Here is a 14,156-nt window from a genome sequence, read left to right on the forward strand (position 1 = left end):
GACTTGAGCGCCGTTGAGAAAGCGGCATAACTATTGAACCAGAAACTCTCCGGTAAACCCGGGGCGGTTCATTTCCGAGGCCTCTTTCGGAAACCAAATGCCCTGCCTCCAAATGAGTGCTCGTATGGCAACACAATCGCCACTAACACCAATAAGGAGTTTTTCTTTTTACAAACTCTCCCCATACAAGACTCTGAACAGACAGCGCCAAAAGAAATTAGACACGAAGACAATCAAATGAACTCAGGACAACAGGCCAAAGGCAATCCTACGGAGAACTACTCGGGACAAGAAACCGAAAGTACCAATAGATGGAGCGAATGGGATCAAAGACTGAATATTGCAGTTAACATCGGGCAGTTCTTTGCTTGGGCAGCAGCCATTGCAGGCGTAATCTGGGCGTGGGTCAACCCAGGCGCTGTGGCAAACTACATGTTAGAGGTTCAAAGGTTTGCTGCCGAGGCAAGTGTACAGCTCGAAGCCATTGAGGAAGCTGGGCAAACTACGGCGGAAAATACGGAAAGAACTGCGATCAACACATCAACAATCGCACAGAGCATTGCTGTTTGGCCAATTTTTTCGACACTTAGGTTTGAATTCTCACCTCCGACAATCGGCGCTTTTGCTATCGACGTAGAGAACCCAAGAAATCTTGTTGTTCGTGAATTCAGTGCACAAATTCACCTGAAAGGTTCGATTACAGGAACCAAGGTGCAATTAGAGGGCGGAAAACTAATTCCGCCAAACGAGAGCTACACCCTTTCCGCCAACATCATTCGGGAAGATTGGTTTCAGAAGAGATTCCTAAACTATGATGGCCAAGAACTAACCCTCTGTATCAGCGGACTGGTCGAAGGAGACGCAAAAACATTTTATGAAAGCCGTACGTACTCAGTGGACGAAGAAGGAAATGTTGGATCCTTACTAGATCGAGAATTCAACGTAGGGCAGCCCAGTGAAAATTGCCGGTGACTTTCATAATCTAAGCGGCGCGTACAAATCTGATCGACTGACTACGCGCCAAGCAGATTAGTTATAGATTACTTGCCTTAGTCCGATGGGTAACTGCCCTTCAACATTACCGAAGATTTGCCAAGATCCCCCTTCTGCTCTGACCGCAATGATTGGCATTCCTGTGCGAACCGAAATCGCTAGCGCTGTCTCGTTTTGGTTACAAAAGGCTCTTTGGCATGCCTTGCCAACAACCCAGCCGTCAATTTCCTTCATTTCATGTCCAGGCCCGTTACTTCCCCAACGCGCACGCTCGAGATTGTTCCAGCCAAACAGGTCAATTAGCATTCCTTCGTTGCCCGCAGCACTCAGGTAGGAGTACGGGTGTTTCCCAATCCAAGACTTTGGGTCAAAAGTGTTCTCGACGATATCGTCCGGCAGGCCTAACAGTGTCTTAACTACAGACTTTCCATTGTAGTCAAACGCAACTTTGCCCATTGAAGCTGCTGCGGCAAGCTGAGTGACCCGAACTGAATGTTCGCTTTCCTCAACCTCATATCCATCTAAACAAGCGCCAAACACTTCCGATAGTTGGAGCGCAGGGCCATCAGCATTTACCCATTGGTACATCGCAGGGCAGGCAGAACCACCGCTTAGGCGTTGAAGCAAAAACCAGTTACCCTTTTGATGAACTATTCCTACCCTAAATGCGTCAATGTAAAAGCTCTGACCACCTGCAAAAATCTCGTTGTTGCCTGCTTTGGTCCGTAGGACCAAATCCCCAACCGGGGTGGTGTAAACATCAGATTGGTTTTTCCAGTACAGCAACCAATCGCCTGAATCCTTTTCAGCTCGGTAAGCCTCACGAGCTGTGGGCTGACGAATGAAGTTTGCGCTTACCCACCCCTCATAGACCTTCCATTTCCAACCCGTGGCTTTGCTGCGAGCCGACGTTTGTATTTTTACCCAACTATCGGAACGGTCGATAACCTTTGCTCCAACTCCTTTAGGGATTCGCGCAAGCACGGGAAAACTGGTGCCAGGACCCGATCTCACGTTCAGCTTGCCTACATCGACCATCACGTAGGCTCCGACACTCTGCGCATGGGCTATCAATGGGGCCACAGGCGAAAAAAACAATAGGCCAACCCACGCAAACAAGCGCACAACTTTCATTCACTCGACTCCCGCATAAGTATTTTTGACACAAGGGCAACGAATTCAACTCGAGTCAACCTCATCCAAAAAAATTGTTTAGTTTTAACAATCTACAAAGGAAATTCATGAATCGTCAGTTTTAGAGATAACGAATTGACAGTCCCAAAGCGTTGATCTAACTTGCTCGCATGTCCAATGCACTCAACCATACCGCGTCCACCAGAATATCTGCCTGAGGCAGATATCAACCCACGTTTTGTGGGAGGGCGCAGGTGCGGTGGTCGGGTTTATACCACCTCAACGTCGGCAGCAGATTACCGTGACTGACCAGAGTTCGAGTCCCTGCCCTCCTACCATTTTGAGTGCAGGAGGCCGCAATGGCGGACAAAAAGAATAAGAGCAAAGAGCATCTCAACCAGATGAATGAAGAAGAGCGGTCGCCCTTTGCGGTCGATGAAGCGGATTCCACTTCTTCTGAAGATGCCAGCTGGAAAAACGATCCCGTTTGGCAAGAGCGCATCAAGCAATGGGCAAAGGGTGAGGCACACGTGGTCAACTGGCTTTCTAGTGCCTTGTCTGACGTTTCTACTACCGGTCTTAAACAACTGGAGTGCTTGATTTTGGAAACCGTGAGTGAGGATGACCTCCGTTACCAAATGCACGCACGCATAGTCGAGAACTCTCCATGGGTAGAAAAGGAGGCGAACCGGATTGCCGGCAATGATGAAATTGAGGACATTGAACTCGCGATGCGCATCAAACACTGGATTGCCCTGCATGCTGATGAAGATGAGTTCGCCGAGGAACTCAAACATCTTCTAACCAAGCTTCCCATTGACGACTTGCGCCGCGGCATTATCGAACGGGAAAGCGCCAACCTACATGAGGCCCACGAAATGATGCGTGAACGCTCATTGATCAAGGATGCAAAGCACGAGGTCTCAGAGTCGCCCGCGGGCAGCAACCGCTATGTAAAAAAAGACAAAAAGCAGTTGCCGACCAACATCCGCAAAAACATTTCGGGCAAGCTGGATAACGTATTTCGGGAACTTGACTATGCTCGGATCACCAAGGAGCAGCTCGAAAAGGTAACGGGGCTTAAGTCCAAGTTTCCGAATGCTTCCTCTGCTATCGATCTGCTTTCGGGCACATTGCGCCGGCACTGGCAGTTTGGCGACGACCGCATTCGTCTGCGCCCGATTATTCTGACAGGAGAACCAGGGACAGGGAAAACACGGTTGTGTCGCGAACTGGCCAAGGTGCTGAACGTACCGGTGACCGAAGGCAATGTAGGTGGACACAACGATTCCCAGATTCTAGGTGTTTCCGGCGGTTGGAGCTCGGCGTTTCCGTCAATCATGACAACGGCGGTGGCTGACGCAAAGCTCATGAATCCACTCATCTTGATTGATGAAATCGACAAGGTTCGACCCTCACATAACGGAGATGTATGGGCTGAATTTCTTGGACTTCTGGAACCCGCTGAATCCAGCACCTACTACGAGAAATTTCTGACGACCAACGTGGATGCATCTGGTATCTGCTGGGTTTTCACCGCCAACGATCTCAGCCTTATTCCTCGGCCGTTTTTGTCTCGTTGTGCAGTGTGCGAAGTCCATCCCCCCCAACCAGATCAACTCCGTACAATCGTCTCGAGCCTCGTTGACGACTATGCGAAATCTCTTGGTGTCGATAAGCGGTTCCTGCCGTTGACGGCGGGTGATGTTGCTTACTTAGAAAGTACTTGGATGGAACACCGCTCCATTCGTGTCCTTTCCGAACTGATCCGGCATATCTTTGATGAAAATCAGCAGCAACTGGGAACGGCTTAGAAACCACGATCAATTCGGCTCCAGGTAAAGCGAAACCCCTGCTTACCTCAGGAGCCGAAGAAGACCTTGATACTCTGATCGATTTTAGGAAACCGAAAGTCAAACAACCATGAAAACCCCTGAAAAACGTGAAGTCACCAGCCCGCAAGCTGTTTTTCTCTTTGTGTATTCTCGTGAAGCTTCCGGTGAGATGTGGCCAACCAAGATCAGAGTGATTTCTTCTGAAAATGGAAGCCACAAGGTTTGGGAATCTGAAATCAAACCAGATCCAAGCTGGCCTCAAGGAGATTATTTCGACAGAATGAATAATCTCCTGGCAAAGGCTCCCGAGGCCAAAAAGGTTTCCCTAAAGGTTCTGCAACTTCTCCAGAGTGTTAAACAGGGAGTTACCATTTCTTACCATGCAAAAGGTGACACCGAACAAATCTCCAGGTTGATGGACTTGGCTACAGGGGAGAAGACGCCAACATTTACAATAACAGATGAAACCGAACTATCAGATCACCAAAAGGAAAATCACAAAAGCCTCCTGAAACTGGCGCTGGATTACTATTCTATCGACGTCGATGTGGCTGTTAATAAAATGACAGAAGAATAGATTGGAGAATGCTGACCGGATCCCTGGCAGACAATCAGGAAGAACCTAAACTCATCTAGAATCCAAGATAGAAAGCGGATCAATGAGGAATTCTGACAAATACGATTTAGCAACAGGGAAAGCTGTAGATGATTGGCTTTCAGAGGGAAGGACTGCAACACAAAGTGTTTCCAACGAATGCGAGGACGCTTTAGCAGGCTTCACTGAGAACGAGATCAATGTGCTGCGCCAACTCGATGATGATGAGTCGAGAAACGCTTCTTGGATTCTTAAACACCGTGAAACCATAAGCCTTTTCCGTGAACGCCAATTGTTGAAAGGCGAAAACACTTATCTCACCCCTCTTGCAGGTCGTGCAATTCGCCACCTCAAAATTATAGGCGAATGGCAACAATAGAATAACTTGAACCCTCAATTTTTGATGCCTATGAATTCGGCAAATCTTAGCCTTTCAACGTGAGCGTCCGTTGAACCCGACCTAACGCGTTTGGTTAGGGCCAGCTAAGTGTCCACTATCGGTAGTGGACACCATGAGGCACTCTATGAGCAGGCGGAAGAAGCGGTTTTGGGCTGACGAGGAGAAGCGTGAGATTTGCGCGCAGGTGACGACACCCGGGGTGTCAGTTGCGCAGGTCGCGCGGCGATACGCGGTGAACGCGAACCTTATTTTCAAATGGCTGAAGGACCCGCGTTTTGCGCCAGAGGCTGATGCGTCCGCTCAAGGAGCGACGTTTCTGCCGGTTGAGATCGAGGCTGATGTTGCCCGCGAACCTGGGTCAATTGGCGTGCCCATGCCGCCTCCATCTGTTCCTCTGTCGGCCAGCCGGGTTGATATCACCCTATCGGATGGGCGGCGCATTCTGGTTGAGGGACCGACAGCATTGTCTGCTGTTGTCAGCCTAGTGCAGGGTCTGACAGCTTGATCCCGGTGCCAAGCAACACACGCGTCTGGCTTGCTGCTGGCGTCACGGACATGCGGCGTGGGTTCAACACCTTGGCGGCGCAGGCCGAGAAGGTTTTGGAGCTTGATCCTTATTCCGGGCACCTTTTTGTGTTCCGGGGACGGCGCGGTGATCTCCTAAAGATCATCTGGTGGGACGCGCAGGGGGCGTGTTTGTTCAGCAAAAGGTTGGAGAAAGGCCGGTTCGTCTGGCCCGCTGCAAAGGACGGCAAGATCAGCGTTACGCCAGCACAGTTGTCGATGCTGCTGGAAGGGATCGACTGGCGGATGCCGCAGAAGACGTGGCGTCCGCTAAAGGTCGGATAGGGCAATAAATACAGCATCTTGAGCGCTTTTGGGATTCACGTTTTGTCCCTGATCCACTATAGCATCGGCAATGCTGAAGGACCTCGATATCACGCCTGATGATCCTGCTGAACTGCGGGCTGTGAACCGTCTGCTGGCGGATGAGGTCAAGTCGCAGGCTCTGCTGATCGAGAAGCTCAAGCATCAACTGGCGGGCCAAAACCGCCACAGATTTGGTGTGCGTTCCGAGAGCCTCGACCAGCTTAATTTGACCTTCGAAGAAGATGAGGCGATTGCTGAGGCTGCATTCGAACAGACGCAACCTGAGACGCCGTCTGCTGAAGACAAGTCACCGCGCCAGCACAGCCGCAAGCCGTTGCCGGACCATCTGGACCGGCATGAAGAAGTTCTGTCTCCAGGAGAGGACTGCACGCGCTGTGGCGGCAAGCTGAAGACACTTGGCGAGGATATCACCGAAGAGCTTGAGTATGTGCCGGGCCGCTTCGTCGTGAACCGGATCGTTCGGCCCCGCAAAGCCTGCGCGGGCTGCGAAGCCATCGTCCAAGCGCCGCTGCCGTCGCGTCCTATCGAACGCGGCAGACCCGGTCCCGGCCTGCTGGCGCATGTTCTGGTCAGCAAATATGCTGATCTCCTTCCACTGTATCGTCAGAGCCAGATCTATGCCCGCGAAGGGATCGATCTAGACCGTTCCACGATGGCCGATTGGGTTGGCCGATCAACGGCGCTGCTGGAACCACTGGCTGATGAGATCGGACGGATTGTGCGTCGCGGCGAAGCCCTCTTTGCCGACGATACGCCGGTGAAGATGCAGGCACCGGGCAACAAGAAGACCAAAACGGCAAGGGTCTGGACCTATGTGCGCGACGAGCGGCCATGGTCTGGGTCATCACCGCCCTGCGCTTGGTATCAGTTCACCATTGATCGAAAGGGCGAACATCCGGTGAGCCATCTTGCAGACTACAAAGGTTGGGTCCATGCTGATGGGTATTCCGGATTCAACGGGTTGTTCGGGCATGACAAGGCTGATGAGATGGCCTGCATGGCCCATGTCCGCCGCAAGTTCGTGGATGTCTTCGCATCCCAGGGCAATGCCATTGCCGAGGAAGCGATCCGGCGGATCGCGGAACTCTATGCCGTGGAGAAAGACGCGCGGGGCACATCCCCCGACACACGTGTCGCGCTGCGGCAGGCGCGAGCAAAACCGATCTTCGATGATCTGGAAGCCTGGCTGCACGCACAACTGCCCAAAATCTCGGGCAAGTCGCCACTGGCCCAGGCCATTCGCTACGCCCTTGGCCGGATGCCAAAGGCGCGGCCATACCTTGAGAACGGGCATCTGGAGTTGGATAACAACACCGCTGAGCGCGCCGTCAAACCCGTGGCCATTGGCCGTAAAAACTGGATGTTTGCAGGTTCAGAAGGTGGCGGCAAAGCCGTGGCAATCGCCTTCACCCTGATCGAAACTGCCAAGCTCAACGACGTCAACCCTCAAGCATGGCTGACATGGGTCCTTGCTCAAATCGCCGATCATAAGATCACACGCCTCGACGAGCTCCTCCCCTGGCGTTACGCTGCACAAGCAGCGTAACAGACCTCGCGATCCTTCAACAGGTCGGGTTCAACGGACGGGCACCTATCGCATATGAGGAAACCAGTTGATGTGTTACTTGCGCGCCAGATCAAAGAAAGCTGAGACGGCATTCGAGAGCAACTTAAAGTAGAAAAAATTCCTCAATAAACAACCTTAACGGAAATTTTACCTATTCCCCTTAGAATAGGAATTGGCGACGGCAGCGCCCACTAAACTTATTAATCCAAAACCAAAACCAACTTTTGTCCTTTGGGAGCTTCGGCGCCCAGAGGACCCAATGCCAAGCGCGATTACCCAACAGATCAGACAAAAGCATAACAGCACAAGATCACTGGCGGGATAAAGCTATGTTCTAGGGGACAGAAAAGTAAAAAAGGTCGCTGACCTCTAAGACCGACTTGACGGAGAGAGTAACGACCATCTCCGTCGACTTCTCACGCGTTGGTCAGATTCGATTTCCTTGACGGACCTGTCACACACGGAACATACGTCCCTGTGAGGGCGGTCATCATAAGGACGCATTACTCCTGTGCAGACTGGATCTAAGCACCAGTCTAGGAGCCAAACTCCCAAATACCAACGCACTTTTAGAAACCATAGCATATGAGCAGGAATTCTACGTGTCTCTTAGTTAACAGAAGCTTAATGATTTTGATAGGCGGCCCTAATCCAGGATTTACACAATCTGCTAGCCGAACTGTGGCTTAACACAATGTTCACGCATTGGGCGAAATCATGGCAATGCAAACTGGAGCCGAAACAGAGTGAGTAACTCAGAAAATTTGTTAACCAACATTTCATTTGAAAACAAGTTCCGCATCGAGGCGCCGGATGCTCAGCGATACTGCTACAATTGGAGAACACCATGACTGCTTGGCCGCGATCCGAATTCGACTACATCACTGTCCGGTCAAGCGAGATACCTTCTTGGAACAATGGATCCATTTGTCCCATTCATCCGAGCGAGCACGTGCTTTTTATAGATGAAGTGGCGGTAGCGTTGAGGCTAAAAACCGAACAAGTTGGGAAGCTCATATCCGAAGGAAAGTTAGAGCGCGGGGTTTTCATTTCTAAAGGCTATGGCTGGCAACCTTACTTCGTGAGCCTCCTAAATCTGGTTGAGTTCGAAGTTTGTCGAATCCTGAAGAAAAGACTTGCTCCCCACCACTACTCTAAGCGCCTTGTTGATGAGTTCCTCAGCGAGATTTCCGAATGGTTTGATGAGTGCGAGAATTGTGAGCCACCCGTGGAAATGCAAAAATTGTTGATGTGGATTTACTCCTTGTCTCTCAATGCGGCCCGCGGTCTCGGGGACCTGAAGGCTTTTGGCGAGAAACAGAGCAGCTCTTTAATTCTGAGCGCATTTCATGAGTGGGCAAGTTTGCCAGCGTGAGTTTCACACTGGCAAACTTCCTTCGTTATCCAATACCAAAAGCCGCTAACAACAGCAGAAATGGCAGCAGGTAGCCCAGCGCGTCCAGCCCTCCACCATCGTCAATTGAATCGCTATCATCTTCCTCTTCCTCTTCCTCTTCCTCAACTTCAGGAGGCAAACCATAATCTGGTGGGAATACGTCGTCTTCATCATCTGGATCTATCTCACCCTCATCCACTTCAATCTCTTCGTCTTCAAGTAGCTCCGCCATCTCAGGGGTAAGCTCAACATCTCTGAAAACAACATGTAGGATTTCATAAGCATCTAGGTCGGCTATCAGGAAGTTTTCTTCATAAACGTCTGCCTCGTCCAGCTCTTCAACCTCGGCCTCACTTCGAGTGTCGCCGGGTGGTTCACCTTCTACAACTCCAATAACTTGCGCTTCTATGCTGCCATAGTCTGACACCAGTGATTCCAAGTCGATTTCAGTTGTTGAGGTTTCATCAGTGTTTGAAGCAACGAAGAACACCAACTCGTTATCGCCGTAGTAAGCGTGCACGTGGCTAGCAGGTTCCTCATCCGATCCAATGGGCCTAAACTCTACAGTTCTTTTTCCCGGCATGGTTTCAGACATCATTTTGAACATTTCGCCTGAAACCGACAACTCATCGTGTTCATGTCCAAAGCTCAGCGCGTTTTTTGTGTTTTGCAACAGAGGCCAAACGTATGCGGCGGCAACGTCGTGGCTTATCATTTCGTCCATGATATTGAGAATCTCATGCGCCTGTTTGAGACCGTAGTCTTCTGTTCTGTCGAACGCATTGGTTGAGGCCTTTTGATTCCATTCGGTGATGTGGATCTCCAGCTCTGGGTTGTCGTCCCGCCAGGTTTGCTCAATGACGCTCAGGTCTCTTCCACGTGAACCCTCGATTACTGGTTCTTTCGAGTAGAGATGAGCGACAATGCCATCCATCGCCTCAATTTCTTCGTTGGTATCAAATTCTGCTTGGATGAGTTCGTTGGCAATATACGGCCACTTTATATCGCCAGAACCGTATGTGTACTGGTTTTCATCAAAATCGATTCCATAGTCTTCGCTCAGTGCGGCGAGGATCTCTGAATTGGATTCTAGGTGGTCGTAGTTGTCCGTGAGCCTAGCAAAGTTGTAGTTGTAGCCCATCTGCACGAGAACATCGATTTCAGCTAGTTCTGGGTTATCGAGTGCGGCGAGCATGATTTCATCTTTTACAATTACCGACAGTTCGCTCGCCACGCGGCCGTATTCGACAGACGTCATCTGACCACTTCCCCAGTACTCATTGCCAATTTCAAAGGCAGCTATGTTGGGTAGGCCGTAGTCTCCTTCAAGTGTGTCGTGAATGAAGGTTCGGAAGTCATCCTCGTTGATGTTCGTATATCTGTGACCGTTAGAATCTGTTTCTTCTGACAACAAAGAAATAGTGGGTAGAACGATATTCACTGGATGGTTAGAAGTTTGTGCAAATTCCATGAAAGTAGAGTACGGCATCAGTTCGATGGTTGTACCGTTCTCGGGATGAATTGTTTCGGTGGCATCTGGATCATTGATATCGAAATACATCTCAGTTACCGCCCCGCCAGGGAAGCGAATGCCGTTCACACCAAGCTCTTCGGCCAATTCGTCATACCGGCCATCTACGCCAACTTCATCCCGGCTAATGAGGATATTCCCACCAAAAAGGTCTACTGAGATAACCGTATCGTCTACCTTCAAGGCTTCCAATTTGTAAGAAACGTGTTGCGCCATTTCACCACCCACTACTCGATTTCACCCGAGTCGAGTTTCGCAAGTGGGGACTGAAAACTTCTTAAGCGCCAAGAGTAATCTGGGCGTGCTTTTAGTTGATTTTTTTGGTTTAAATTAATATATTTCAAACACTTACAGGGGTCTCAACAAGAAAACAACGCATTGCACCCTGTGTTCAACTGGGCGCAATGCTCTCACTAGAGTTGAGGCACGTGAGGTCAGATAGAGGTGATTGTTATTCGGGGGTCGTCCAGAGAAAGTCCCCCCTCTCCTTCAGGCATTCCTCCAAAAATGTGGGCAACTTCCACGCCTGAAATCGTGACTATACTTCTCACTAAATAATGACCGCTTGCCGAGAATTGGTTTTCTATTTCCAAGTCGCCGATAGCCTCATGTGGAACACGTATTTCTAAACTTGAGTCATATAGATTTGTAACGTGCGCTGGCTCATTCGACGGGAAATCTTCATCTAAGTGAAGTATGTAGCTGTTCGAACCGGCCCCGCCATGAACCCGCTGCCCCATCGACAATTCAATCGTGTCGTTGCCTGCGCCACCTTGAACCGTCACCTCAGAAGATGCCTCCACGGTATTTATGTAGTCATCCCCTGACCCAGCCCAAATTCCCAGGTCGGTTCCGCTTGCCACAATTGTATCGTCACCTGATTGTGTGAACACGCTCGTCTCATCACCACCGATAGGTGTTTCAATACCTACCAGATCATTTCCTGCACCGGTAAGTACAGTATGCCCAGGGCTGTTGACCGATACTTCGTCGTCACTTTCAGCGCCTACAAAAAAGGTCGGTGCGGTCGGTATTACAATTCTTGTCGGAAAGTCGGGGTCGAATTGAGTGCGCAACGGCAGCTCGTCAAATTCGGTGTAGTTAAGGTCATCCTCTGCCCAACCATAAAACTCAATGTCACCTTGCTCGATCACCTTTTCAGAATGAACAACGACGCGCTTTGTAACGGGTTCATCTTGGTTTTCTTCGTCTTTCAAGTCGAGAAGAATGCTAGTGGTTCCCGCATCGTCGTCTCTTTCTAGGCTCACGCTTGAGATATGCCCGTCTATGTCAAATCCATGTTTTGTAAGGTTGTTAGTGTCAATTACTAGGCGGTCTTCATCGGGATCAAAGTCAAAAAGCTCAGCAACAACTTCATCATCGGATTCGATGGCGTCAAACGGGAGCACGATGAACCTGTCCGACCCTTCTCCACCGATTGCCGATATCCGCCCATCAAAGTCTTCCGAATCCAGAACCAGATCGTCATCCCCGTCAGTTCCTACGACATCCATGAATGGCAGGTTGTCTTCGTCACTTTCCAACCAATCATCACGCAACTCGGATTTATCTTCGTCAAGCTCGTCGATGTTCTCATCAGTTGGTTCGTCTCCAGAATCCCCGCCCCCAACAAGAATTGCCCCCGCTAGACCAACCGTGGCCAACAATAAAAATTGCAGCATTTGTTACCTCCAAACACACTCACATGGCGCACCAGGCCAAATCAGTTCAACTCCCCGCCCACCGACGGATGGATGCAAATCTAGTGAGGGAATGTTTATTGATGGTTTGCAAAGAAATGGATTCCTCAAGCAATTTTATTCAGGGTTAGTTCAATTTCTTGAGCCCTCGATGTTCCGCCGGTATGCCTCCAGTTTGGCAGACCGGCGAATTATCTTTCCTCTTCAGTTCAATCGTTTCGTCCGCCATAGCAGCATTCTTTGAATGCGAAAAAACCGATTCCGTGGATTGTCAAAAGGTGACTTTCTGGGCTGATTTGAGCCCAACTCACAGAGTTGGTCGTATGTTTTCGACCAGTTTGCAGCCTTTCTAAGATGGATCAGTGTTTCATATAGGCTGCTAGTCTCAGTGATTCAGTTTTGCTTTCATAGGCCTCATCGGGGTTAAGGTGCCATACGTAGAATGGGGGCGTTGACATTGTAGTATGTCAGCCATTTGCCGATCCCAGCCCGCATTTCTGAACCCGTTTGAAGGACATTGTAAGCGGTGCCTCGGTCACATGGCCTTTACGTAGTGCCATGGCAGCAGGTCTTGGATGTCAGCCTGTTTGTGGCCTTGGGCGATGGCGTTCAGGATTCCAGACAGGTAGCCGTGCGGTTCGACTGCGTTGAGTTTGCAGGTCTCAATCAGGGACGCAATCATGGCCCAGTTCTTTGCGCCAGTGTCGTGCCCGGCGAAGAGGGCGTTTTTTCTGTTCAGAGCGATGGGGCGGATGGTGCGTTCGACCGCATTGTTGTCGAGTTCGACGCGGCCATCCGACAGGAACAAGCACAAACCACCCCAGTACTTGGCAATGTATTTGAGGGCCTCTCCGGTCGGGGATTTGGCGGAGACGCGAGCCCGGCCTTGAGCAAGCCAGCCTTCGAAGGCTTCGATGATGGGTTTTGATCGTTCCTGGCGGGCTGCATACCGGGCATCCGGGCTGTGCCCCCGGATTTCTTTCTCGATGCGATACAGCGCCTGGATGTGGGCGAGCCCTTCCTGCGCAATCGGGGCCGTGCTGGATTGGGTGACATCGTAGAGCTTGCGCCTCGCATGTGCCCAACAATAGGCCAGCGTCACCTCCCCATTGGGGCGCCTGAGCAGGCGGTTGTAGCCTGCATAGCCATCCACTTGCAGAATGCCGCTGAAGTCGTCCAAAATTTTGTCTGCGTATTGACCGGATCGGCCGGGCGCGTAGGTGAAGGCCACACCGGGTGGATCATCTCCGTCCCATGGGCGATCATCGCGGGCCAAGGCCCAGAAGTATCCTGTTTTGGTGCGTTTGTGACCCGGAGCCAGAACCGGGGCGGGCGTTTCGTCCATGAAGAGCTTGGTCGACTGTTTCAGATCAGCCATCAGCGCCTCATAGACCGGGGTCAATTCGAACGCCGCTTTGCCAACCCATGCGGCCAGCGTTGAACGATCAAGGTCGATGCCCTGGCGGCTGTAGATTTGCGCCTGGCGGTAGAGCGGCAGATGATCGGCGTATTTTGAGACGATCACGTGAGCCAAAGTGGCCTCTGTCGGCATCCCACCCGTGATGATGTGAGCTGGCGCCGGCGCTTGGACAATACCGTCCTCGCATGAGCGGCAGGCATATTTAGGGCGGCGGGTTACGATCACGCGGAACTGGGCTGGGGTGACATCCAATCGTTCGCTGACATCTTCACCAATCACATGGCGCACGGCCCCGCAAGTGCAGGTGGTCTCCGGCTCAATGATCTTTTCAATCCGCTCCAGGTGCCTGGGCAGTGATCCGCGATTGGTTTGGCGAGGCTTGGGCGGACGTACTGGTGCGGTACGTTCATCGGCATCCACCTCCGCCTCGACCTGGGCGATAGCTGTTTCGATATCTTCGAGCTTCAACTCGAATTGGTCAGGGTTAATCTTCTCGGACTTGGCTCCAAAGAGCGCCTTTTTGAACGCCGCCAGCAGAGATTCCAGCCGTGCATTCTGATCCTGCTGGGCACGGATGATCGCCTTCAATTCGGCAATATCGTCGGGCAATTTATCAGGCGCGGTCATACCGCTTGCATAGCAAAACAACGAGGTATCGGCCCGCCCAAAGCGGCCAGTGAGTCACTCCGCCGCA

The 14,156-nt window shown here is 51.1% G+C and carries 12 protein-coding genes; 8 read left to right on the top strand and 4 right to left on the bottom strand.

Translation table 11 applies throughout. The features are described 5' to 3' along the window. Window positions 1-33 precede the first annotated feature (33 nt). Window positions 34-972, top strand: coding sequence for a hypothetical protein (locus tag EK369_RS20995; protein WP_127116241.1), 939 nt, complete (start codon window positions 34-36; stop codon window positions 970-972). A 57-nt stretch (window positions 973-1,029) separates the two neighbouring features. Here the strand turns inward: EK369_RS20995 and EK369_RS21000 are convergent, their stop codons facing one another. Then, window positions 1,030-2,127, bottom strand: a complete 1,098-nt coding sequence (locus EK369_RS21000; protein ID WP_127116242.1) for an SH3 domain-containing protein — start codon at window positions 2,125-2,127, stop codon at window positions 1,030-1,032. 359 nt (window positions 2,128-2,486) lie between these two features. On the opposite strand from EK369_RS21000, the gene EK369_RS21005 reads away from it, so the two are divergent. From EK369_RS21005 to EK369_RS21035, 7 genes are all read left to right on the top strand, one after another. Then, window positions 2,487-3,941 carry an AAA family ATPase gene (locus EK369_RS21005; RefSeq protein ID WP_127116243.1) on the top strand — a complete coding sequence of 485 codons (1,455 nt, stop codon included), beginning with the start codon at window positions 2,487-2,489 and terminating at the stop codon, window positions 3,939-3,941. Window positions 3,942-4,050: 109 nt separating this feature from the next. Further along, entirely contained in the window at window positions 4,051-4,539 is a 489-nt protein-coding gene (locus tag EK369_RS21010; RefSeq protein ID WP_127116244.1) for a hypothetical protein, read from the top strand. Between the two features lie 82 nt (window positions 4,540-4,621). Beyond that, window positions 4,622-4,936 carry a hypothetical protein gene (locus tag EK369_RS21015; RefSeq protein ID WP_127116245.1) on the top strand — a complete coding sequence of 105 codons (315 nt, stop codon included), beginning with the start codon at window positions 4,622-4,624 and terminating at the stop codon, window positions 4,934-4,936. A gap of 145 nt (window positions 4,937-5,081) precedes the next feature. Further along, on the top strand, window positions 5,082-5,462 hold the full coding sequence (gene tnpA / locus EK369_RS21020; RefSeq protein WP_127116246.1) for an IS66-like element accessory protein TnpA: 381 nt from the start codon (window positions 5,082-5,084) through the stop codon (window positions 5,460-5,462). Next, window positions 5,459-5,806 (top strand): IS66 family insertion sequence element accessory protein TnpB, encoded by a 348-nt coding sequence (gene tnpB / locus EK369_RS21025; protein ID WP_127116247.1) that lies wholly within the window; start codon window positions 5,459-5,461, stop codon window positions 5,804-5,806. Before tnpA ends, tnpB begins: the two co-directional genes overlap by 4 nt. A gap of 70 nt (window positions 5,807-5,876) precedes the next feature. Continuing rightward, window positions 5,877-7,394, top strand: a complete 1,518-nt coding sequence (gene tnpC, locus EK369_RS21030) for an IS66 family transposase (protein ID WP_127116248.1) — start codon at window positions 5,877-5,879, stop codon at window positions 7,392-7,394. A gap of 868 nt (window positions 7,395-8,262) precedes the next feature. Next, window positions 8,263-8,790, top strand: a complete 528-nt coding sequence (locus EK369_RS21035) for a hypothetical protein (protein WP_127116249.1) — start codon at window positions 8,263-8,265, stop codon at window positions 8,788-8,790. 25 nt (window positions 8,791-8,815) lie between these two features. Here EK369_RS21035 and EK369_RS21040 read toward each other — a convergent pair whose 3' ends face one another. From EK369_RS21040 to tnpC (EK369_RS21050), 3 genes are all read right to left on the bottom strand, one after another. Then, window positions 8,816-10,558 (bottom strand): type I secretion protein, encoded by a 1,743-nt coding sequence (locus EK369_RS21040; RefSeq protein WP_164727070.1) that lies wholly within the window; start codon window positions 10,556-10,558, stop codon window positions 8,816-8,818. 218 nt (window positions 10,559-10,776) lie between these two features. Beyond that, window positions 10,777-12,024, bottom strand: a complete 1,248-nt coding sequence (locus tag EK369_RS21045) for a hypothetical protein (protein WP_127116251.1) — start codon at window positions 12,022-12,024, stop codon at window positions 10,777-10,779. A gap of 553 nt (window positions 12,025-12,577) precedes the next feature. Further along, window positions 12,578-14,089, bottom strand: coding sequence for an IS66 family transposase (gene tnpC, locus EK369_RS21050; RefSeq protein ID WP_127116252.1), 1,512 nt, complete (start codon window positions 14,087-14,089; stop codon window positions 12,578-12,580). Window positions 14,090-14,156: the final 67 nt, after the last annotated feature.

Source organism: Shimia sediminis (assembly GCF_003990645.1).
Classification (GTDB): domain Bacteria; phylum Pseudomonadota; class Alphaproteobacteria; order Rhodobacterales; family Rhodobacteraceae; genus Shimia; species Shimia sediminis.

Excerpts from the sequence above, each read along its gene's own strand:
- tnpC (WP_127116252.1), bottom strand. The coding sequence starts at position 14,089 with ATGACCGCGCCTGATAAATTGCCCGACGATATTGCCGAATTGAAGGCG.
- EK369_RS21045 (WP_127116251.1), bottom strand. The coding sequence starts at position 12,024 with ATGCTGCAATTTTTATTGTTGGCCACGGTTGGTCTAGCGGGGGCAATT.
- EK369_RS21000 (WP_127116242.1), bottom strand. The coding sequence starts at position 2,127 with ATGAAAGTTGTGCGCTTGTTTGCGTGGGTTGGCCTATTGTTTTTTTCG.
- EK369_RS21035 (WP_127116249.1), top strand. The coding sequence starts at position 8,263 with ATGACTGCTTGGCCGCGATCCGAATTCGACTACATCACTGTCCGGTCA.
- EK369_RS21040 (WP_164727070.1), bottom strand. The coding sequence starts at position 10,558 with ATGGCGCAACACGTTTCTTACAAATTGGAAGCCTTGAAGGTAGACGAT.
- EK369_RS21015 (WP_127116245.1), top strand. The coding sequence starts at position 4,622 with ATGAGGAATTCTGACAAATACGATTTAGCAACAGGGAAAGCTGTAGAT.
- EK369_RS21005 (WP_127116243.1), top strand. The coding sequence starts at position 2,487 with ATGGCGGACAAAAAGAATAAGAGCAAAGAGCATCTCAACCAGATGAAT.
- EK369_RS21010 (WP_127116244.1), top strand. The coding sequence starts at position 4,051 with ATGAAAACCCCTGAAAAACGTGAAGTCACCAGCCCGCAAGCTGTTTTT.
- tnpA (WP_127116246.1), top strand. The coding sequence starts at position 5,082 with ATGAGCAGGCGGAAGAAGCGGTTTTGGGCTGACGAGGAGAAGCGTGAG.
- tnpC (WP_127116248.1), top strand. The coding sequence starts at position 5,877 with ATGCTGAAGGACCTCGATATCACGCCTGATGATCCTGCTGAACTGCGG.